Source organism: Methylotenera sp. 1P/1 (assembly GCF_000384355.1).
GTDB lineage: Bacteria > Pseudomonadota > Gammaproteobacteria > Burkholderiales > Methylophilaceae > Methylophilus.
Window position 1 is genome coordinate 1,155,836 of sequence record NZ_ARWC01000001.1, and the last position, 22,544, is coordinate 1,178,379.

19 protein-coding genes are annotated in these 22,544 nt (G+C 45.8%); 7 read left to right on the plus strand and 12 right to left on the minus strand.

What is annotated here, in order from left to right; genetic code table 11:
* Positions 1–5: 5 nt before the first annotated feature.
* From A3Q3_RS0105445 to waaF, 6 genes are read left to right on the plus strand one after another with little or no spacing between them, the layout of a single operon-like run.
* A complete protein-coding gene (locus tag A3Q3_RS0105445) occupies positions 6–335 on the plus strand; it encodes a hypothetical protein (protein ID WP_157355055.1) in 330 nt (109 codons plus the stop codon).
* Positions 336–360: 25 nt separating this feature from the next.
* On the plus strand, positions 361–1,470 hold the full coding sequence (gene hemH, locus A3Q3_RS0105450; protein ID WP_020182565.1) for a ferrochelatase: 1,110 nt from the start codon (positions 361–363) through the stop codon (positions 1,468–1,470).
* 36 nt (positions 1,471–1,506) lie between these two features.
* Positions 1,507–2,496, plus strand: coding sequence for an ADP-glyceromanno-heptose 6-epimerase (gene rfaD, locus A3Q3_RS0105455; protein ID WP_020182566.1), 990 nt, complete (start codon positions 1,507–1,509; stop codon positions 2,494–2,496).
* Entirely contained in the window at positions 2,496–3,059 is a 564-nt protein-coding gene (locus A3Q3_RS0105460) for an SIS domain-containing protein (protein WP_020182567.1), read from the plus strand. The genes rfaD and A3Q3_RS0105460 overlap by 1 nt, the downstream gene beginning before the upstream one ends.
* The gene (gene hldE, locus A3Q3_RS0105465) at positions 3,059–4,516 is read left to right on the plus strand and encodes a bifunctional D-glycero-beta-D-manno-heptose-7-phosphate kinase/D-glycero-beta-D-manno-heptose 1-phosphate adenylyltransferase HldE (RefSeq protein WP_020182568.1); all 1,458 of its coding nucleotides are present in this window, start codon (positions 3,059–3,061) and stop codon (positions 4,514–4,516) included. The genes A3Q3_RS0105460 and hldE overlap by 1 nt, the downstream gene beginning before the upstream one ends.
* Positions 4,517–4,531: 15 nt before the next feature.
* Positions 4,532–5,548, plus strand: a complete 1,017-nt coding sequence (waaF, locus tag A3Q3_RS0105470; RefSeq protein WP_020182569.1) for a lipopolysaccharide heptosyltransferase II — start codon at positions 4,532–4,534, stop codon at positions 5,546–5,548.
* Here the strand turns inward: waaF and A3Q3_RS0105475 are convergent.
* The 11 genes from A3Q3_RS0105475 to A3Q3_RS0105525 all read right to left on the minus strand — a co-directional run bounded on the left by A3Q3_RS0105475 (position 5,517) and on the right by A3Q3_RS0105525 (position 17,706).
* On the minus strand, positions 5,517–6,479 hold the full coding sequence (locus A3Q3_RS0105475; protein ID WP_020182570.1) for a glycosyltransferase family 2 protein: 963 nt from the start codon (positions 6,477–6,479) through the stop codon (positions 5,517–5,519). The two genes, waaF and A3Q3_RS0105475, sit on opposite strands and share 32 nt — an antisense overlap.
* A 1-nt stretch (position 6,480) precedes the next feature.
* Positions 6,481–7,689: an O-antigen ligase gene (locus A3Q3_RS0105480; RefSeq protein WP_020182571.1), complete on the minus strand. Its 1,209-nt coding sequence runs from the start codon at positions 7,687–7,689 to the stop codon at positions 6,481–6,483.
* A 2-nt stretch (positions 7,690–7,691) separates the two neighbouring features.
* Positions 7,692–8,387 carry a hypothetical protein gene (locus A3Q3_RS13685; RefSeq protein ID WP_020182572.1) on the minus strand — a complete coding sequence of 232 codons (696 nt, stop codon included), beginning with the start codon at positions 8,385–8,387 and terminating at the stop codon, positions 7,692–7,694.
* 14 nt (positions 8,388–8,401) lie between these two features.
* Complete coding sequence (locus A3Q3_RS0105490) at positions 8,402–9,085, minus strand: HAD family hydrolase (protein WP_020182573.1); 684 nt, start codon at positions 9,083–9,085, stop codon at positions 8,402–8,404.
* A gap of 69 nt (positions 9,086–9,154) precedes the next feature.
* Positions 9,155–9,781 carry a bifunctional 4-hydroxy-2-oxoglutarate aldolase/2-dehydro-3-deoxy-phosphogluconate aldolase gene (eda, locus tag A3Q3_RS0105495; RefSeq protein ID WP_020182574.1) on the minus strand — a complete coding sequence of 209 codons (627 nt, stop codon included), beginning with the start codon at positions 9,779–9,781 and terminating at the stop codon, positions 9,155–9,157.
* A 167-nt stretch (positions 9,782–9,948) separates the two neighbouring features.
* Positions 9,949–11,763, minus strand: coding sequence for a phosphogluconate dehydratase (gene edd, locus A3Q3_RS0105500; protein WP_020182575.1), 1,815 nt, complete (start codon positions 11,761–11,763; stop codon positions 9,949–9,951).
* 177 nt (positions 11,764–11,940) lie between these two features.
* Positions 11,941–13,659 carry a carbamoyltransferase gene (locus A3Q3_RS0105505; protein ID WP_020182576.1) on the minus strand — a complete coding sequence of 573 codons (1,719 nt, stop codon included), beginning with the start codon at positions 13,657–13,659 and terminating at the stop codon, positions 11,941–11,943.
* Positions 13,660–13,682: 23 nt separating this feature from the next.
* Positions 13,683–15,167 (minus strand): lipopolysaccharide kinase InaA family protein, encoded by a 1,485-nt coding sequence (locus A3Q3_RS0105510; protein ID WP_020182577.1) that lies wholly within the window; start codon positions 15,165–15,167, stop codon positions 13,683–13,685.
* Positions 15,168–15,200: 33 nt separating this feature from the next.
* Positions 15,201–16,073, minus strand: a complete 873-nt coding sequence (locus tag A3Q3_RS0105515; protein WP_020182578.1) for a 2OG-Fe(II) oxygenase — start codon at positions 16,071–16,073, stop codon at positions 15,201–15,203.
* Positions 16,074–16,094: 21 nt separating this feature from the next.
* Positions 16,095–16,886, minus strand: coding sequence for a glycosyltransferase family 2 protein (locus A3Q3_RS0105520; RefSeq protein ID WP_020182579.1), 792 nt, complete (start codon positions 16,884–16,886; stop codon positions 16,095–16,097).
* A 22-nt stretch (positions 16,887–16,908) separates the two neighbouring features.
* Positions 16,909–17,706: a lipopolysaccharide kinase InaA family protein gene (locus A3Q3_RS0105525; RefSeq protein ID WP_232418371.1), complete on the minus strand. Its 798-nt coding sequence runs from the start codon at positions 17,704–17,706 to the stop codon at positions 16,909–16,911.
* Between the two features lie 120 nt (positions 17,707–17,826).
* On the opposite strand from A3Q3_RS0105525, the gene A3Q3_RS0105530 reads away from it, so the two are divergent.
* Positions 17,827–18,675, plus strand: a complete 849-nt coding sequence (locus A3Q3_RS0105530) for a lysophospholipid acyltransferase family protein (RefSeq protein ID WP_232418373.1) — start codon at positions 17,827–17,829, stop codon at positions 18,673–18,675.
* Between the two features lie 21 nt (positions 18,676–18,696).
* Here A3Q3_RS0105530 and A3Q3_RS0105535 read toward each other — a convergent pair whose 3' ends face one another.
* Entirely contained in the window at positions 18,697–22,518 is a 3,822-nt protein-coding gene (locus A3Q3_RS0105535) for a TonB-dependent receptor domain-containing protein (RefSeq protein WP_020182582.1), read from the minus strand.
* Positions 22,519–22,544: the final 26 nt, after the last annotated feature.

Below are 22,544 nucleotides of genomic sequence, written 5' to 3' on the forward strand. Positions count from 1 at the left end.
CGATAATGGATGCATTTGAACTCTCATTTCTTATTTCTATTGCTAGTGGCTTCTTTAATTGTTGTTGGATAAGAAGGCAAATGAAACTCAACGAAGTAAAATTAAAAGATGCACAAAAGGCATTTAGAATCGTTTCATTATTTACCGTTATTTTTTGTACTTTTTTTCTTTACATTTCACTAGTTGATATTTTGGAGGTATTTGAAATATCTAGTGATTTTGCCCATGGCTTAGCTTATGCCGCCTCTACTGGTATCAATTTATTTTTATCATTATTGAGTGCGTTTTTTAGTTACTATCTTATCGATTGGAGCTTAGATTCGCTAAACCTTTAAATATATTATGAGAGTTTAACAACAAATGTCTTACTACCACCCCGAACCCCCTTTTCAGCATGGCGACCAACTTAAAGTAGGTATATTGCTTGCCAATTTAGGCACACCCGATGCCCCTACCGCCAAAGCATTACGCCCTTACCTCAAGCAATTTTTAATGGATACACGCGTAGTGGAGATTCCAAAGCTGATTTGGTACTGGATATTACATTGCATCATTTTAGTCATCCGCCCCAAAAAATCGGCTGAAAAATATGCGCAAGTATGGTCAAGCGAGGGCTCGCCTTTACTGGTGCATGCGCAAAAACAAACCAAAATGCTGGAAGGATTTTTAGCGCAACATATCAAATCGCCCTTTGCTGTTGCGCTAGGCATGACCTATGGCAACCCAAGCATGCAACAAGCTATCGATACGTTAAAGGCGCAACATTGCAATAAAATCTTAGTATTTCCGTTGTACCCACAATACGCAGCCAGCAGTACGGCCGCAGCTTTTGATGCGATATGGCGCATCTTGCTCAAAACACGCAACGTGCCCGCGATACGCACTATCAAACACTATCACGACCATCCAGCTTATATTGCAGCCTTAGCAGCGAATGTACGTGAACATTGGCGCCTGAATGGTGGTAAGCCTACTAAGCTGGTCATGAGTTTTCATGGGGTACCTAAATTCCATTTGATGAAAGGCGATCCTTATCATTGCGAATGCCACAAAACAGCGCGACTATTGGCAGAAGCGCTAGAGCTGACTAAAGATGAATATGTAGTGGCATTTCAATCGCGATTTGGTAAGCAAGAGTGGCTCAAACCCTATCTTGCCAGCACACTTGAGGCGCTAGGAAAAGCCAATACAAAACGCATTGATATCATCTGCCCTGGCTTTAGTAGCGACTGCTTAGAGACTTTGGAAGAAATTGCAATGGAAGGTGAGCATATCTTCAAAAGCAATGGTGGTGGCGACTACCACTATATTCCTGCGCTGAATGAGAGCGAACTGTGGATTCAAGCCATGACCCAAATCACACTTGAGAACTTACAAGGCTGGGTCAGCCCCAGTTGGGATAATGTCGCGGCTAAAAATACATCTGACATGACAAAATTACGTGCGCAAAGTTTGGGTGCAAAACAATAAGCGTTATACTTATGTTTTGGCTGATACATTAACATTATGATAGTAATTACTGGCGGCGCCGGCATGATAGGTTCTATGATTGCCTGGCATCTCAATACCAAACTCGGTCGCGATGATTTAATTATTACCGACCGGATTACCCACGAAGCACAGTGGCAAAACTTAGTGCATCGCCACTATGTAGAATATTTGGATAAAGACCAGCTGTTTGACTGGTTAGAAGACAACGATCACGTGACTGCTGTGATTCACATGGGTGCTATCAGCGCAACGACAGAGCGCGATTTTAACAAACTGGTGGCTGACAATATCCATTACTCGCAAGATCTATGGAGCTGGTGCGCTGAACATGAAGTGCCCTTCTTCTATGCAAGCTCTGCTGCCACCTATGGTGCAGGTGAGCGTGGTTACAACGATCTCAGTATTGACCACTTAAGACCACTCAATGGCTATGGCTACTCCAAACACTTTTTTGATCAATGGGTGCTCAGGCAAGTGGCTGATAAGCAGCCCACGCCGCCTGCATGGGCTGGCTTTAAATTTTTCAATGTGTACGGCCCTAATGAATACCATAAAGAGCGCATGGCAAGTGTAGCCTTTCATACATTTAACCAGTTTAAAGAAACTGGCACCATGAAACTATTCAAGGGCACCAAAGCGGGTGTGGAAGATGGCATGCAACTGCGGGATTTTGTGTATGTCAAAGATGCCGCTAGCGTAGTGGCTTACTTTCTGAATGCAGGATTAAGCAAACGTAACGCGCCCAATGGTATTTACAACATTGGTACGGGCGAAGCGCGCAGCTTTAAAGACTTAGCCACCAATGTCATGACCAGCATGACACGAGAGCCCCATATTACCTACATTGATATGCCATTAGACCTGCAAGGTAAGTACCAATACTTTACGCAAGCCAGCATGGATAAGTTGCGTAAGGCTGGCTACAAAACGCCTTTTACCAGCCTTGAAGATGGCGTAAAAGATTATGTGCAACACTATCTCATGCAAGAGGACCCCTACTGCTAATGAAATACGTTGATTATTTAAAAGGTGAACATGCTGCGCATATGGCCATGTTCAATGCACTAGAATCACTATTCCCATTGATTAGCGATGTCGGCATTCAGCTACAACAGTGTATCCAACGCGGTGGCAAAGTTCTGCTGATGGGCAATGGTGGTAGCGCAGCCGATAGCCAACATATTGCTGCAGAGATAGTTGGCCGGTTTAAGAAAGAACGCAAAGGCTTGCCTGCGATTGCGTTGACCACAGACACGTCTATTCTGACTTCTGTAGGTAATGACTACGGCTACGACTATATTTTTGCGCGCCAGATTGAAGCCCTATGTAGACCTGAGGATATCGTCATTGGCCTGACCACCTCTGGGAATAGCGTTAACGTTGTGAAAGCCATTGAAGCTGCAAAAGCAACAGGCGCGACCACGGTTGGGCTCACAGGCGGGACAGGTGGCAAGCTCACCGCCTTGTGTGATTACAACATCGTGGTGCCGTCCAGTGTCACCGCACGCATTCAGGAAGCACATATCTTTATCGGTCACTCGTTATGTGAAATTTTAGAGTCTGACTGATGCAACACACTTTAGTAAGCCGCGTTAAACAGTTTGGTCAAACAAAACAGCATGCGCTAGTCATTGGCGATGTTATGCTGGATCGCTATCTGATTGGTGAGGTCAGCCGCATCTCGCCTGAAGCCCCCGTGCCGGTGGTACTACTCAAGAAACAAAATGAGCGCGCTGGTGGAGCATCCAATGTAGCCGCTAATTTAGCGCTACTCGGTGTTCAAACACATATTCTGGGGTGTATTGGTCAAGATACTGAAGGCAAGTCATTGATGCAACTCATGCAAGCAAGTGGCATTGATACCCAAGGCATGGTCACCTCTTCGCACCGCCCCACCATTGCCAAAACACGTATTTTGGGTGGCCATCAACAAATGATGCGACTAGACCAAGAAAACAGTGGTGTATTTAATGCAGAAGAAACCAGCCAGATTCTGAATGCATTTCAACAAGCGCTCGCAAAAACACCCTCCATTGTTGTCTTATCTGATTATGCGAAGGGTCTGCTCAGTACAACCATTTGCCAAACAATCATTCAAGCCTGCCAACAAGCCAATATACCGATATTAGTAGACCCAAAAGGCGTAGATTACAGCAAGTACCAAGGCGCTACGGCACTCACCCCGAATAAAAAAGAAACGGCTGAGGCCTGTCACACCAACGTGAACGATGTTGCGTTGATTGAAAAAGCCCAGCAACTCAAATCTAGTTTGGGGCTTCAATTTCTAGCCGTCACCCGTAGCGAGGAAGGCATTACGCTATTAGATGACACCACACATCATTTGCAAGCCGCAGCACAGCAAGTGTTTGATGTCTCTGGCGCAGGAGACACTGTCATCGCCACTTTGGCGGCTGGGCTCATGCATGGACTAAGCCCACTGGATAGCTTGGAACTCGCCAATGTGGCAGCAGGTGTTGTGGTGGGCAAAGTGGGTACTGTTCCTATTACCAAAAGCGATCTGATTCATGCACTGGAAGACCAACGCTCTAATGAACAAGCGCATAAGATCTGCGATCTACCAGAGTTACTAGAAAAAGTGGCTGTTTGGAAACAAGCCAAACAAGCGATTGTATTTACCAACGGTTGTTTTGATTTACTGCATGCTGGCCATGTGACCTATTTAGAAGCTGCCAAAAAACGTGGCGACAAGCTTATTTTAGGGCTGAATACCGATCGCTCTGTGAGCGCACTCAAAGGACCAACACGACCCGTTGTCAATGAGAACGACCGTGCACGCGTACTAGCCGCGCTCGCCTCTGTGGATGCAGTGATTTTGTTTGATGAGGACACCCCGCTTAACTTAATCCACGCGATTCAACCCAATATCATTGCCAAAGGTAGCGATTACACTGCCGAACAAGTAGTGGGCGGCAAAGAGGTGTTGTCATGGGGTGGTGAAATTGCGCTGATTGATTTGGTTGAAGGCCGTAGCACCAGCAACCTAATCAAAAAAATGAATAGTTAGTTTGGTATATCAGTCATGCCAGAAAAAATTCTGATTCTTGGGCCAGCTTGGGTAGGCGATATGGTGCTTGCACAAAGCTTGTTTAAAATGCTTAAAAATAACAGACCAGATTGCACGATTGACGTGGCAGCACCCGCTTGGACACTTCCATTATTAGCACGTATGCCAGAAGTGTCTGAAGCCATTGCACTCCCATTTAAACACGGCGAACTGGCATTCTGGCAAAGAATAGCTTTTGGCAAAACGTTAAAACACAAAGGCTATACACAAGCCATTATCCTCACCAATTCGCTTAAATCCGCTATTCTGCCTTGGGCAGCCGGCATTAAAAAACGGACGAGCTTTTTGGGTGAAATGCGTTACGGACTGATTAACGATATCCGCCCACTGAATAAAGCCACACTTAAAATGACGGTGCAGCGATTTGTAACTTTGGGGCTAGCGCCTTCAGAAAATTTACCGCAAGTGCTGCCAAGACCTACATTAATGGCTGATCTGGCGCATGCGCATACACTCGTACAAACATTACATATCCCACCGCTACAGTCTCCAGTGCTGGGGCTGTGCCCTGGTGCAGAATACGGAGAAGCCAAGCGCTGGCCTGCCGAATACTATGCAGAAGTCGCCAATGCTGCGATTGCAAAAGGCTGGCAAGTGTGGCTTTTTGGCTCCGATAAAGATATTCCGGTGACTCAGCAGATCAATCAGCTGACACAAGATAAATGCATTAACTTGGGCGGAAAAACCAAACTGGGAGATGCGATTGATTTGATGGCGCTCTGCCATACGGTGGTGAGCAATGATTCCGGCTTGATGCATGTCGCCGCGGCCTTAGATAAGAAACTGATTGCCATTTTTGGCTCTTCCGACCCTTACCACACACCACCGATGCACCCCGATGCAGTGATTGAATACTTAAAGCTGGAGTGCAGCCCATGTTTTGAACGTCAGTGCCCGCTTGGACATTTGAATTGCTTGACACAGATTAAGCCGCAAACCATCACGAGCAAAATCGTCGCAGCACATCCATAATATCGGTCATGCGCATCGTTTGCGTTGCTTGTATCTCACGTCTGGCCTGTATCACTTCTGGCAACTTAGCACACGCCAAATAAAACCCTTTGAGGTTGACCTTATCCAGCAGCAATATCTCGCCCAGCAACTGTACGATGGAAGCTGGAATAGCGCCAAACCATAATTGGGTTGCAGACAAATGCATCCACTCTAATATATAGCGGTTTCTACGGCGGATGGTTTTAATGTGGTTCATTTTCACATTAGAGCGGATAGAACCCACACTCTGGTGCACAATATGCACACTCGGCTCAAAATAACTAGCCCACCCTCTGCGCCATGCGCGCAAACCTAAATCGTAATCCTCACTATAGAACGGCTTGAATATTGGATGAAAGCCTTGCAAGGCGTTGAACATAGACTTTCTCACCATAAATGAGCCGCCATGTGCATAGGCAGCAGGCAATTTCTCGCCTGCTGTTCGCTGTGTAAGTGCTTTTTCCAAGCGCCAGCTCATCAGTTTAAGCGTGCCAGCCTTGAATTGGCGAAGATTCCAAGAATGCCTTTTGACATCGCCGCGCTCGTCATATATTAAGGGATTGACTGAAAACGTATTGGGATCTTCAAAATACTGTACCAGTGGTGCAAATAGCGACTCAGCCACTTCTACATCAGAGTTCAATAAAAACAACAGCTCAGTTTCAGCGGCATTAACGCCACTATGGATGGCTTCGGCAAAGCCTTGGTTTTGCGCATGTACCACTACTTTCACTTGCGGGAAATGCTCTTTCAGCACCTGTAAACTGGCGTCTTGAGAGCCGTCATCCACCACAATTAAAGAGGACTTACCTGTGTAAGCCTGCATTGCTTTCAACACGGAAGGAATGTTCTTTTGGAGCAAGGTGGCCCCATTAAAATTAGGAATCACCACTGTAATGGGTGGCTGCATATTATGTATGCTCCCGTCTATCTAAATAGAACATGACGCCCATGACTAGCGCGACCACATTCAAATGAATACTCACAAAAAATGGCAGCGTGATGCTGACCGCCACCAAATCTACAGTTAGTATTGTGAGTAAAAATAGAATAATCATTGACATCTGATGTGTGGCTTGGTGACGAAGCCTCAAGTATCTAGAAAACAAGGCATAGTACAACCATAAGATAAAGGACACCACCACCGCTAGACCCGTCACACCAAATAAGTAAAGCACCTCTAGCACTGCATTATGTGGGCTGTTATAGGTAATGCCTTGCGTTGCGTAGTAGCGCGAATATGGCTGAAAATCTTGCACAAAACTCTCTGCACCATGCCCAAACAGCCATTGTTGTTTGCTACTATTTTGTTGCATCACCCAAGTGTCCTCCCAAATCGTCACGCGCTCTTCCGTACTTGCATGCATCACCAAGTCATCCAAACGTGTTTTGAAATTACCAGCATCGGAAAAGAACAAAAGTCCAAACACCACGCCGGCGACCCCGATCAACATGACTTTCGCGCGATGGCGCAAACATACAACACCAATCAGCGTCGCAATCATCAACGCTATCCACGTAGGCCTAGACGAAGTATTGAGCAATAAATAACCCAGTAGGACGGCTGATAACATCAGCCCGTAACGTTGAACTCCTCGGCTCCAGTTGGCCGCTAAAAATGCGGCCGTGACAAAAAACAATGCACTATAGATCGCTAAGTAATGTGGATTTTTGGTGGTGCCGTACATCTGCCCGAGCACGTGAATAAATACCCACTGAAATAGCGTATAGGCATAGACCGCCAATATCAGCGTAGGCAAAAAATAAGGCTTGATGCGATCATGATGGCGCGCCATCAATACAATCCCGGCCATTAACCCCGTTGCCAGTAGCATATGCCTTATTGTTTTAATATCCCATGGAAAATGTAGCGTTGCAATCCACTCCAAACCAATCAACGTGATGAGCGGCAGTAGACATCTCAACAATGCTTTACGCTCATCTTGATTATGTTGATCGGCTTGAAACAGATAAACACCCAAACCAAGGAACAATGCAAGATAAGCTAAGGAGCGATAAGCACTACCCCATGTCAGTGCCTGAAAAAAATAGCTAAGCACGACTATGCCGAACAAGGAGAAAATCACTCTAAAACTCAATACATTAGGAATAGTCATCATCGTTATTGCCTGAATAAGTAGCGCGCCACATCGGCTTCTTGCATATGCACACGTTGGCTAGCTGCACAGTAAGCACTGATCAGGACTTTTATATTAGATAAGCCAAAGTTTTCGGCTTCGGCTGCATTGCGCCAATAGCGGGCAAAATTTCTTTTGCGACGTCTGCGCTCTAAGCGCCACGGAAAAATCGTCATTTCAGAGATATCAATTAAGCCAAACTGCCCGGCTGGTGTCAGCACAATATTGCCAGAGTGTAGCCCACGAAAGTAAATGCCTAAATCGTGCAAACCTGCCATAAACGCACCTAACTTTTGTGCATGCTCAGTGGTAAGTTCGTGCCGTGTAAACAACTCTCTTACTGTCACACCTTCTAGCGGGGCGTACAGCACGGCAGATTTATGATCGCTACCAAGATGAAACAATTGCTTTACTTGGATGGTTGGAATAGCAAGTTGATGCAGACGTTTTTCATTTCTACAAAAACTTCTGGCATACGAAAAGAAATTAGCACTACTGAACGTACGCTTCACCCGAAATATCTTGAGAATGTCGCCATTGGTTAACCGCACTACTTTGATACCAAAATGGTCTTGCTCCAATATTTCACTGGTACTTAACCATTCAGCGAGTTGCGCATCAGACAATAACGTGCTGCGCTGGTACCAGTTTAAGAAAAATGCTTTGAACAGTGTATACATGCGCGATAAGTCAACTATTTAACATTGAGCAGGCTTGCAATAGCGGGCAATACTTGGATATTATTTTCTTCACAAAAGTCTTTCCAATCCGCAACCTCCGTCCAGTCGCTCAAGAATACGAAATCTAAGCCAGCATTTGTAGCCGCTTCATGATCATACTTGCTATCGCCCAAAAACAATGCTGGTAGACGTAAGTGACCGCTCGCTTTTTCCCGTGCAAGCACTTCATCTTTGTTATCAGGGCTACCGAATAAACCGCCAGCAAACAAGTTAGCCAATACCTCTCCGGATGGCAATGTTCTTTTATGAAATAAATCTCGAATTTCTTGTTGGTCACCACCAGACAGTATCATCCATGGGGCATTCGGCGTTTTTACTTTCAATGCTTCCAAACCATCCGCCATCGCACAAGCCATCAGTCCTTCTTCCAACTCTGCCGCAAAGGTATCTAACCACACTTGAATCGCTTCTTTAGTCACAGGCTGTTTTAGCACTTCCCGCAAATACCAATCAAACTTATGATACCGAGAAATACCACCTAACCGTACATGATAATCCACCAGTGCTTGCGCTTGCGCATCGGTGACACCTAGACGCTTGGCGGTACGAAAATACGCCTCTGTCTTGACAACATTCGAGTCCAAAACGACGCCATCACAATCAAACACAATGGTCTTATACTCAGCAATATTCAGCAAATTGATTCCAATAAAAAAGGCTTTGTGCCTATATGCACAAAGCCTTCATTATACCGTTTAAGTCGCTTATTACGCCGCTTTAATCGCGCTGGCTTCTTTCGCAAGCTTGGTAATATGCGCCCAGTCCCCACGGGATACTGCATCTGCTGGTGTTAACCAAGTGCCGCCACACACCACCACGTTAGGCAACGCTAAGAATTGCGGGGCTGACTCTACGGTCACACCGCCAGTAGGACAGAATTTCACATCACCGAATGGACCAGAAAAACCTTTCAGCAAGTTAATACCACCCACAGCCACAGCTGGAAATAGTTTTAAAAAGTAGTAATCGTCGGCATTGGCCATCATGATTTCTGAGCCAGTAGATACGCCTGGTAATAACGGCAATCCAATTTTACGTGCAAATTGACCTAATTCACTGGTGTAGCCTGGGCTCACCGCAAATTGGCAGCCAGCATCTTTAGAAGCTTGTGCATCTTTCAAGTTACGTACGGTGCCAGAACCCAAAATAGCATCAGGCACGTGTTTAGCAATTTGCTCCATACCCGCTAGCGCACATGAAGTACGCAATGTCACTTCTAATACCTTAATACCACCTTCAAGTAAGGCTTCTGCCATTGGCACAGCATCTTCAACGCGGTTAATCACAATCACTGGAATCACGGGACCGTGATTAGCTAAATCTAATGTACTCATAGTTTTCTCATTCTGCAAAATTAATCAATTCTAGTTTTAGTTTTAGTTTTTTGAGGCAACGGCTGAATAAACTTTGATAATCAAGCGAGAACTAAGCGCGAGAGCGCAGACAGTACACACAAGTACGGCAAGCGAGCGCAACAACGTTATCGCTTGATTTGCAAAGTTTACAACCAGGTGACTGCGCCCTCTTCAGCCGACAGCACATTACGACGCATGCCGCCAAACAACTCACGGCCAATGCCATGCGCATTATGCTGACGCTTGCTATCAGATAATTCTTCTACCTCACGCTCTGCCCATACGTCTTCATCCACCAACACGTTGACCATGCCCACTTTGGCATTCAAGCGAATAATGTCACCCGTACGCACTTTAGCTAGAGCACCACCGGCAGAGGCTTCCGGGCTCAGATGAATCGCCGCAGGAATTTTCCCAGATGCGCCACTCATGCGGCCGTCTGTCACAATAGCGACCATAAAGCCTTTATTTTGTAGCACGGCTAATGGTGGCGTTAATTTATGTAACTCTGGCATACCATTGGCTTTAGGGCCTTGAAAACGTACCACGGCCACGAAATCGCGCTCTAATTCACCGCGATCGAATGCTTCCAGCAACTCTTCTTGCGCATCAAACACAATGGCTGGCGCTTCAATAATGTGACGGTCTTCTGGTACCGCAGAAATCTTAATCACGCTACGGCCCAAATTACCTTTGAGCAAGCGCAATCCACCTGATTCGTTAAATGGGTGTTCAGCCGTACGTACAATCGTTTCGTCGCTGCTTTCTTTAGGCAGGTCTTTCCAAACCAGTTTATTGTCTTCTTGGGCAGGCAATTTGCCATACTCGCGTAAACCACCATAAGCCACAGTGAACACATCTGGGTACATATAACCAGCATCAATCAATTCACGAATCACGAAAGCTGGGCCGCCTGCAGATTGGAATTCATTGACATCGGCTTTGCCATTTGGGTAGACACTGGCTAAAAGCGGTGTAGTTTTTGCCAAGTGGTAGAAATCCGTCCAATCAATAATGATACCAGCAGCGCGTGCAATCGCTACCCAATGGATTAAGTGGTTAGTTGAGCCGCCTGTAGCCAATAAAGCTACCATGGCATTCACAATCACATGCTCATCGACCAACTTACCAATCGGTGTGAAATGATCACGCTTGGTGTTATGCAGCACCATTTTCACGGCTTCGCGCGTCATCATCTCACGCATGCCATCATGCGGGTGGATAAACGCAGAGCCTGGCACGTGCAAGCCCATGGCTTCCATCAACATTTGGTTGCTGTTGGCAGTGCCGTAGAATGTACAGGTGCCTGCACCATGATACGCGGCTGACTCTGAAGCCAATAACTCTTCACGCCCCACCAAACCTTGGGCATATTTTTCACGCACTTTGGATTTAGTCGTGTTATCAATCCCAGTGCTCATTGGGCCAGCTGGCACAAACACACATGGTAAATGGCCAAAATGTAATGCGCCAATCAGCAGACCCGGCACAATTTTGTCACATACGCCTAACAATAATGCTGCATCAAACACATCATGTGATAGTGAAATCGCGGTACTCATGGCTATGGTGTCACGGCTGAACAGTGACAGTTCCATGCCAGGCTCACCCTGCGTAATGCCATCACACATGGCAGGCACGCCACCAGCCACTTGTGCGGTAGCACCGTATTTATGGGCTTCGTCTTTGATAATATCCGGATAATTGGCATACGGCTGATGTGCAGACAGCATATCGTTATAAGCCGTTACAATACCGATATTCGGCGCTTTTTCCGCCACAATACGTAATTTATCGTTCGATGGCATGGCAGCAAATGCATGCGCCACGTTGGCACAGCCAAGGCGGTCTGCACCACGCTGGCGATTGGCAATTTCATCAACACGTTGCAGATAAGCAGTACGAGTGGGTCTACTGACTTCGATGATGCGTTCGGTTACTTCAATATGGGATTGTTTCATGCTAATGCTCAACTCTAATAATGGTGTCGCGCGAAAACGCGGATTGTTTTACTTCCTACCCTTGTGCTAGCTTTGATTATCCCTAAACTGGTGCATATCGTCAAACCAGAATAGAGCTAATATAGAAAATAATTTTTAAAATGAATACCTTACGATTTTAATATACTATTCAATGCGCTATTTTTTGGTGACCAGAATGTCTTCCAACATCAGGTATTCGAGATCGCAGCCATAAAACATATTGAGCGCATCGGTAGGACTACATATCATCGGCTCACCGCGGCGATTCAATGATGTATTCAACACCACAGCATTGCCACGCAGTTTTTCCAAATGTTCAATCAATTCGTAATAACGTGGATTCGTCTCACGCGTCACCACTTGCGCGCGCGCGGTGCCATCCTCGTGCACCACTTCTGGAATACGTGACTTCCAGTGCTCAGCCACATCAAAGGTAAAGGTCATATAAGGGGCTGGATGCTCTGTTTGTAGAATATCCGCTGCCACTTTGTCCAACATGCTTGGACAGAATGGACGCCAGCGCTCACGATACTTAATCTGCGCATTGATACGATCCGCCACACCTGGAAAGCTGGGATCACCCAAAATACTACGGCAACCTAACGAACGTGGCCCAAACTCCATGCGCCCTTGTAACCAAGCCAAAGGATTGCCTGCAGCCAATAACTCTGCGGCTTTCTGCGGAAAGTTTTCCACTTGAGTAAACATCGGCTTATTAGGGTGCGCTTCGCATGCAGCAATACACTCTTCACTCGTAAACGATGGCCCTAAATAGGCGTGTTCCATTTTATGGATGGTTTCGCCCGCCAAATGCGCTGCATACGTGGCGGCGCCTAAAGACGTACCGTTATCGCCAGATGCTGGCTGCACAAACAGCTCTTTGACATGTGGCATGGCGATAATGCGTTGATTCAACTTCACATTGAGTGCAACACCACCTGCCATCACGATTTTTCCAGTCTCGCGAATAATATCGCCTAGATAATACTCAATCATTTCCAGCGCAAGCTCTTCCAACAGGGCTTGGATAGAAGCCGCGTAATGAATGTACGGATCATCAATCTCATCGCCCTGACGCTTAGGCCCAAGCATCTTAATCAGCTCTGGCGTAAAGTAGTAACCTTTACCGTTTTCTTTATAGCGACGCAAGCCGACTACATTGACTAATTTGGTATTAACGATCAATTCGCCATTTTCAAATTTCATCAGGCCAGATAAATCATACTTTTTCGGATCGCCATAGGGTGCCATGCCCATCACCTTAAACTCGCCGTCCAGCATGTCAAAGCCTAGGTATTCTGTGATGGCACCATACACGCCACCCAATGAGTCCGGATCATAGAACTCTTTGATCTTATGGATTTTTCCGTTTTCGCCATAGCCAAAAAAGGTCGTGGCATATTCGCCTTTGCCATCAATTCCGACAATGGCCGTTTTTTCTTTAAAGCCGCTTAAGTGATACGCGCTAGAAGCATGCGCCAAGTGATGCTCTACTGGCACAAACTTGGCCTTGTTTAAGCCCAAGTCTGCCATGAGCTGCAAAGACTTATCACGGTTGCGACGAAAGCGACGATTACCATTGAACAAAGCGTCCAAAGCACGATCCGGCGCGTACCAGTGGCGCTTAGCATAATGCCAACGTGCGTTACTGCTTAATGGTATCTCTGCGTACGGAAATGCAACAATATCCACGTCTTCTGGCTTAACGCCTGCTTGCTTTAAACAAAACTTGGCGGCTTCGTACGGAAATTTATTTTTTGCATGTTTGTCGCGAATAAAGCGCTCTTCCTCTGCTGCGGCAATAATCTTGCCATCCACCAAAATAGCGGCAGAAGCATCATGTCCTAACGCGCCTGATAACCCTAATACAATCATCTAGTTAACTCTATTCAACGTGATTAATTACTTAAAATTTTTGCCTGAATGAGTGGTGTATGATCGGCATACACCACTTTAAAACTCTTCAAAAACGCATTATACAGGGATGTGTCATCTTTCCAATTTTGCATCAGTCTTTGCAGATCTTTGACATGCGCACGATTGGCGAAAAACGCATAACGGTGCTGTTGCATGCTATCCAAATCAATCAATACCGGCTCACCTGCCAGCACTTTGATATTGCTGGCCTTTAAATCGCCATGGGAGATTTGTAGACGCCATAGTCGATAACATAATTGCACCACCGCTTTGACCAGTGCTGCACGGCTTACACCGTCTAAACGACCGGAAAATGCCTCTGTCAGATCAGGCGCATCCAAATATTCGCTTAAAAAATAAGCTTTACCACGCAAGCCAGCGCAGCGTGTTTCCAACAATGCAATCGGCTTGGCTGTCGGCACCGCTAACAATTGCAATCGATACGCATTGGCCCAAGAAACTGCTGCACGTGATGGGCGCAACATACGGCTGAACCGATGTCCAAGGTTTTTAATGTTATACCGTTTAATCACTATGGTTTGCCCGGCAACAGACGTACTAGCTACCGTACACGTATTGCCGTCTTTCAGTAGCACAGATTGCTGCATCACGGCATCTAGCGCTTCAGCCGTAGCAGGTACTGGCAAGTGCAAAAAAGACGTGCTGCGTGCAAAAAAACCTTGGGAGTTTTGCATCACTTGTACATCGGTACATTGGCGGAATACCTTACGATCAGCATAGCGACTAGCCATCTCCGTACGCTGCTTTTGAATCATTTGATGTACATGCTGAACATCTGGTGAAGCTGACCAGCCCCGAGTCTTAGTATATAAGGCTAGCCAAGTCGGCAAATGCTGTTCTAATTCAATCACATCAATTTTGGACAACAGCGTGCTTAAGTTTTGTAACGCTTGATGTTGGCTTAAAGCCATTATCTTACGGATGCCATCGCCATCAATGCTGTAAATACGCTCAATAGCATTTTGGCCAGAAGATTGCACCAAAAAATTCTTCAAATACATATCGGTTTGTAATATGCCTGCCTGATGCTGTTGCGCGACGATTGCCACCAATTGGCTGAGCAAGTGCAAACGTGCTTTGGGTGAAGCCTGCGTGTAAAACACTTCAGCATTCTGGCTATCTTCAATCGCTTCAATCAACATCACGCGTACATCCGAGTGCTGCACTTGGTCAAACGCCAATATGTTTGGGGTAGCAATGTGTGCGGCCTGTAAAGCTAAAATGCCTTGTTGGTCGCGCTGTGCATAGCGGCTTGCCTGAGTACCAGCAAATAATTTTGCAAAAACGTTCTGCCCTTGCCATGTGGCTTTGGCAACCAATCGTTTACCAGGCACCACGCGGACATCGGACAGCAATTGCAATTGTGTGCCATTAGCTAAAGCGATGGCCTCAGCATGTAAGCCATGTTGCGCCAGCAAAGCTAGTGCAGAAGCAGACAATGCCATTAGTTACACCCTATGCCAGACATCAACATGCGTTTACTTAAACCAAGCTTTGATGCGTGTAAAAAAAGACAACTGATCATCTGCCTGCTGTTTTTTGGCGCGCTTATCGCGTTTTTTGCGTAGTTTCTCCACATCCGCTTTGGTTTTGTCATCATCATGCGGTCTTGCCACATAAAGCGTATGCCTTGATTCCCCTGTTTGATTTTGAATGGGCTGTGCTTTGTAGTAATACAGTGCGATGGATTTACGTGTAATGTGCGCTGGCGTCGTCAGTGGGTCTGGGTGACCGTGAAAACTATCGGCATCCGTATTAAAAATCACACATCGATTAAAGACTGGCGCAACTTCAACCACCTTGTGCGTCATGGCTTTATCCCAAAGTTCCAACTTACCGCCATACGCCTCTTGCCAATCTTTATTTAAATAAATCAATACGTTGACCCGTCTAAACAGTTGCAATCCCTCATTCACTTGAAAGTCCGCATGGATGCCTAATAACCCACCACTGCTCGTCTCGTGCAAACCCCCTCCAGCAAAATAAGGGTCTGGAATCAAGCCTTCAATATTGGTAATGCCTTCAATAAACCGTACAAATTGTGCTGAGTTAAAAAAGGCAAATGCGGCACGTAAATGCGCATCACAATCGTATGGTGAGATTTGCCGTTTATGGGTACCGCCATAGCCTTTTTCATAGACTTTATCGTGTTGTTTAGGTTCTGCTGGAAAGTGTGCCAACAACGACTCCGTCATGGCTTCTGGCAAAAAGTGATCCATCACCGCATGGGCAAATGGCTCGGCAAACGCATAGGCATCCATGCGCGCTTGGCCTAATTGAAAGGCAGTGTCTTCCTCCAAAGAAAATCCTTGGTCTAAACGGATAGGCAGTACGGCTTCTGATGCACTCATGTCTTTTTGATCCCGATGACTTTACCCTGACAATTTTTCTAGCAAGGATTTTTTGCGTTTAAACCGGCGATTCTGCTCGGTGTACCCTGCGTTTAAACCTACTGTACCGGCCTCTACGTGATCCAAGTATTTAAACAACTTTCTCGGGCTAATCAGCCCAATGGTGTAGCCTTTGGCCTTGAGTAAATCCTGTAACTCATAGCCTGGATTACGATTACCCATTAAAAAAGTATAGTCATGTTTACGCATGATTTTTACATTCCAGCAGGCAAAAAAGCTTTTGATATGTGCCTCCAAATAAGATTTGGGCGGCTTGGCATTCAAACCCAACCATAATTTGAAGCGTCTGGAATGACGTTTGAAAAAGCGTGACACCACACGCCAAACGGTGCGCACCAGCCCACGATCCAGCTGTTCCAAACAGCCCAGCGCAGCAATATGCTGGTGTTGGTGCAATAGCTGAATGGTCTGATTAAAAATGGATGCATCGTACACAAAGGTATCGGTATGCATTAAAAACACGTAGTCGGTTTCTATTTTTTCTAAAATGCTATCCAAACCCTGGCCATGCGCAACAAAACCTTTTTCTGCATAGTCTGCATCCCGTACAATCAAATGGATCCAATCTAGGCTACGCAAGTAAGTTGTGCTTTCGTCTTGCGAGTTATTATCCACCACCCACACTTGCGCATTCAGCCCGGCATCAATATGTTTTTTGAGCAAATCCAAACAAATCTTGGTGAGATCCGGCGTTTTGTAATTGACGATCGCAATACTAAACGCGGGGTTTGTATGATTGAATGATGATTCCAACTCGAGACTCCTATATCTCAAACTAAGTACTTTTAATACGCTTTTTAGCGCCGGCCTTTTGTCGTTTTGAACGTGCAATAATGCTCCGACAGAACCACTTGCTCGCCCATGTTAATCGCGAAATTTGACAGTATTGCTTAAAAAAGTATAAGCGACTTGTCTTACTCCAACCAATCGAGTGACGGTTTAATGCCGCCAAATCAAAGTATGCGTTATACCAAAAAAATGGACTGTAGCGGGCTTTTTCCAAATCAATCAATGCCACGCTAGGTGCTGCCTCTGCATTGCTTACAAAAATATGCTTGGGATACAAAGCACGATGCATCAAATGAAAGCCGTGCAATCTACGTATGGTGGTGGCCACGGCCTGTAACAACTGTTGCTTTATTTGCTTGGGTTTCGCAAAAAAATCCGTCGCTTCTGTGATCACATCCAATGGTTGATATTGCGCCAATTCTTTGGTCATTAAAATAGCGCACATTTTACCGTCTACTATTTGCTCACCATAAAATACCACTTCTGGCGCTGCAAATTGCTTGCCTTGCAGAAATTGCAGATGCTGAAATTCGCGACGAAATGTAGGCTCTTGTTTGGGAAAAGTAGCAAGACTCCAACGACCATGATTTTGCTGTTTTTTAATAAAAAAGCCATGCGCTTTGCCCTCATCCTCAAGCTGCATGCGGGCAACGCCACTCCAGCCACCCCGGCGATGATTGGGAGCCTCAAACCAATTGACTTCATGGTTCCACAGCTGCGTAAACCCGTCTAGCTGATGTAAACGCAGAAGACTGGCGTACTCGGGCGCGATAAACGTGTTCAAGACATGACCTTGTAAAAAAGCTGACATATGATTTTAGCAGGCTTTATGTCATGGCAATCAAATTGCACGCATCAAGCAGTGTTGACGAACTATTTTTGCAGATCCGTTTTTCAAGTTAGAATGCCCACCATCATCATGCTGCATATATTCTCAAGTCTATTAGCGAAACTCTCGCTTCCAAAGTTGCATCAATTTGGCGCTCGCCTAGGACGTATTTTATTTTTCATTTCGTCTGGCAGTGCAGCAGTGCAGCGCCGCAATCTATTACAAAGCCAATTAGTCTCTACTGATATCACAGCTGTGCTGAAAGCCAATGCAGAAGAAAGTGGGAAATCGCTGATTGAAACATTGGCGATTTGGCAAAAAAGTGACGACGCATTGCTCGGCTTAGTCAAACAAGTGCATGGCTGGCAACACATCACCGCCGCACTGGAAGCAAAAAAAGGGCTGATTTTCTTAACCCCGCACATGGGTTGTTTTGAAATCACCTCTATCTACTACGGCGCAAAACTCCCTATTACTATTTTATACCGCCCAGCCAAACTCAAATGGTTACAAAACCTGATGAATGTGGGGCGCGCCCGCCCGGGTGTGACGCTGGCGGAAGCCAACACGCAAGGCGTACGTAAGTTGATGCAAGCGTTAAAACGTGGAGAGGCGATTGGCATTTTGCCTGACCAGATTCCTGCCGAAGGCGAAGGCGAGTGGGCGCCGTTTTTTGGCAAACCGGCTTATACCATGACGCTGGCGAGTAAACTGGCAGTCAAAACAGGGGCTACAGTCATCATGGCATTTGGTGAGCGCCTCGCCGATGGCGAGGGCTACACAATTCATTTAACACTTGTGGAGTCTATTGCTACTTCAACACTGTTGAACCAAGCGATTGAAAAGCAGATTGCACAAAAGCCTGAGCAATATTTGTGGAGCTATAACCGCTGGAAGCAAAGACGACACGCAATTAAGCAGTAACGCCTTAATTACATAGCACTCCTAAATTTTATCCGGCACAAATTGGTAGCTCAAAGTAAAAAATGCCGATCTCGGTGCGCCAATCCCTAAAAAGCTGGTACCTTGCCAGTCAGCGCTATTGTAGTTAAAACCGCTTTCACCAATCGCTCCACGAATCGAAGGTGAAAATGCGTTTAAACCCAATCTACCTGCACTGGCATATTCTTTATCAAACAAGTTATTCACTTGCATCCCAAATATCCATTCTGGTGTAATTTTGTAACTAGTTTGAAAGTTAAACACGGTATAGCCTGCTGTTTTGCCTGGACCAAAACCAGTGCGTTCGATTGTGCATTGATAGCCACCGCATATAGGTCCCGTAATTGGTGATGCAGGTCCGGCTTTATGTTTGTTATTCTCATTGCCACGCACAAATGCCTCGGAATGCATCACCATATTGAGTCCAATATTCCATTTATCGGTCACCTCGTAACTGAAGTTAGCATTTAGGTTATGTAGTGGAATACCTGGCATGCGATTACCCGGTTTTACCTTAATTTGCTCAAAAGTACCCTCTTTATCGTAATTGATGTCATAGATACTGCCGGCACTGCTATTGTTAGGGCTAGCCAAGATAAACTTCGATTGGAAAGTGGCATCGGTCAACCCATAGTTAATACCAAAACTAGCTTTACCAGCTGTACCTTTTAAACCCATCTCCAGACCTTGGCGACGGGTATCGCCAATATTCTGAAAATAGCTTTGCGTCGCATTCACCGAAACAAAATAAATATCATCGGTTAAATCGGTGCGATACACACTGGCGTTCCATTCGATATCTTCTGTCAATTGCCCTCTAGCCCCAAACTCAAGGCTTTTGGAGCGCACTTGCTTCAAATAAGGGTCACCTGACATGGCCCCAGGCAGGTTGCAGCTACGTCGCTCACGCCAAGTTCTCTTAGCATACTTAGGGTTACCATTGCTATCGTAGCCATCAAAGACTGGACTATCATCGAAAGCACAGCCCAGTTCAATCGTGGTAGGCGTTCTGGCGCCACGGCTCCAGTTACCATATAAATTCAAATTCTCTTGTGCTTGCCAAGTCATTCCTAGTGATGGGTTGAATGAACGGTATTTGAACCGTTCTTTCTCACCTGTTGCCATGGCAAGAATATTTTTACCATCACTTCCTAAAAAGCCATCTCCCATATAACCGTAACTTGGGTCAAATGGCACAATATATCCATCCAATCCCGTCGGACATTCGCTGGCCTCTATGGTACCGTCGTTGTTATTGTCGGTACATAAAGCTGGATAGTTCAGTAAGTTTACAATTCTATTCACATCGCCAAATGAGCCAAGCTTGCTCACATCTAGCTTGTTATTTACTACAGTGTGGTTAAATCGTGCTGAAGCATTGATGTTCAGTGTTTTAGTAGGCGTCCAAGTTTCACTAAAGTACACGCTTTTGGTAGTGTTATCTCCTTTGAAGTCATTTAGCGCAAAACCTCGTTCTGGGCTGTTGGCTGAGTACTCCCATCCTAATTGGCTAGGGTCTACATATCCATGTCTATTTTTATCCAAAAACCCAAGATATTGTTTGCTGTCATAAGTGCTGTCTGATGTATCAAACGATCCGCCCACCATTAACTTGTGGTGATCCAGGTTCCAGTTAAGCTGTAAAGCGGCACCTTTACCCAGCTGATCAATTTTCGTATCGTTAAAAATAGCAGTTGGCGTACCCTCTATGTAGCCTGTGGCTTGATATGGAAATCCTGAACCATTATCAATTGCTGCAGCCCTACCATCGCGATAAATGTAATTACCGTTGGCATCTTTAACACAAGGCGTTGATCCTATGTTGCCTGTCCCAGTCATTGCACACAACTCAGAATAGAGACCTCTATTAATCGGTTCGGCTAACTCCCAATAGCTATGAAAAAAACCAGACGAATCGGTATATCCCCCAAACACCCCTCCTGCTGTGCCTGTAGGAACCACATCATAAATATAACTAATGTTTCCGGAACCTGGGTGTGAGGTATTTGCCATATGTGTAATCCCTGCGGATAACCCATAAAGATTATTAGTCGCTTTCATTGCAGCCCTGTTCTCCCAGGCAAACCGCACCAATCTGGCATACTCTGGGGAAGATACAGTAGCGTTAAACGCACCAGGGATGGTTGAAGCACCCATATTGCCCCCTGGGCCAGTAAAATCATTCCCTATGCGCGGATCGTAGGTCCAGTTCCATACCGGATTACTTGAGCCATCTGAAGCAGCCACCTGAACTTGATCTGTCACATTTTGCCATTGATTATTTTCATCAAGATATTGGGCCTGAGTACCGAAATTGGTGCCATAAATTAAATTATTTGTACAAGGATCATTAGGATCCGTACAAGCCGCTATAGTTACAGCGCCACTCACCGGGTCAACATACCTTGCCAACGGGTTGTAATTTGAATCGGCAGCCACATTCATCAGGTAATCGTTATAGTCGGGCAAACCGTCACGATTGATATCCGGTAACCCTGGCAATAATTGCCGACTGCGATCTCTAGTACTCGCAGTTGCCGGGATGTCGTCATCTCCCCCGAAATTTTCATTTACATCTGAGGTGTGGCTTTTGCGCTTGCTCTTACGATTGTAAATCTGGCCGGTAATGTTAAAAGTGTCAGTAACATCCCAAACGCCAGACAGCTGGAATTGCAGCAGATCATTTTTACTTTCATCGGGCGAGGTATATACCTGCTGGGGGTTTTGGTCGACCATTTGTTGCGGAAGCAAACCGTTGCCGGTGAGCTTGTTACCGGCATAGAGCATAGACAAGCCTAAACGAGTACGTTCGCTCTGCCATTCTGCTTTACCGAACACCTGATTGACTTTACTAGGGGAGTCATCACGCCAACCATCTTCCATAAAAAAATTGCCTGAGACAAAACCAGCAATTACTCCGTTATTGTTTCCCGCAGATAGTTGCAGTTGCTTACGGCCAAAAGAACCAGCAAGCACTTCAGCATCTAATGACTGGCCATCAAAACCGCTTTTGGTGCGCATGCTCAGCGCACCGCCCAAGGTACCTAGACCATATACAGGGTTGGAGCCGGGAAAGATATCAAGACTGCTGAGTGCGTTCATGGGAATCATGTCCCAATTCACCACATCCCCAAATGGCTCATTCACACGAATGCCGTCAAGAAAGACCGAGATGCCTTGCGCAGTGCCTAGTTGCGGTGAGGCGGTAAAGCCACGGTATTGCAGATCCATCTGAAACGGGTTGCTTTGATAGTCATTGACAGTAACCGATTGCAGTTTTTGATTCATTAAATCTGTAATACTGACTGAATGTGCTTCTTTAATGTCTTTGGCAGTAAGCGTTTGCACGTTGCCTGGAATTTGTTCCTTGGTGAGACCCAAGCCCGGTAGTGGCCCTACTTCATAAAATCGTTTGGCGCGTACGTTGATTTGGTCAAGCTGGATTTTTTTGTCTTCCGCCTTAATATCTTGTTTTTGAATCAGCACTTTTGTACCGTCGATCTTGCCTTGCAGCCCGCTACTTTCCAGCAACCTATTCAAGGCTTCTTGACGTGACATGCGCCCTTTCAAGGCACTGGCTTTTTTCTCCAAGATAAGGGCGCTATCTACAGTGAGGGATAAGTTGGTTTGTAGGGCAAACTGACGCAATGCCGCCCCCAATGGTTGGGCTGGCATATCTACGGTGATGGGGACTAAAAACTGCTCTTCCTGCTCGGCAGGCAGTTGTGTGTTAAGTTCTGCCGACCATAATGTTGGCACAAAAGTTTGGAGTGTTGCCCCGGCAACAACCGCAAACACCATACGTACAGCTTTGTTTTTTTGCATGATTCAATCCAGAAAACACATGGTTA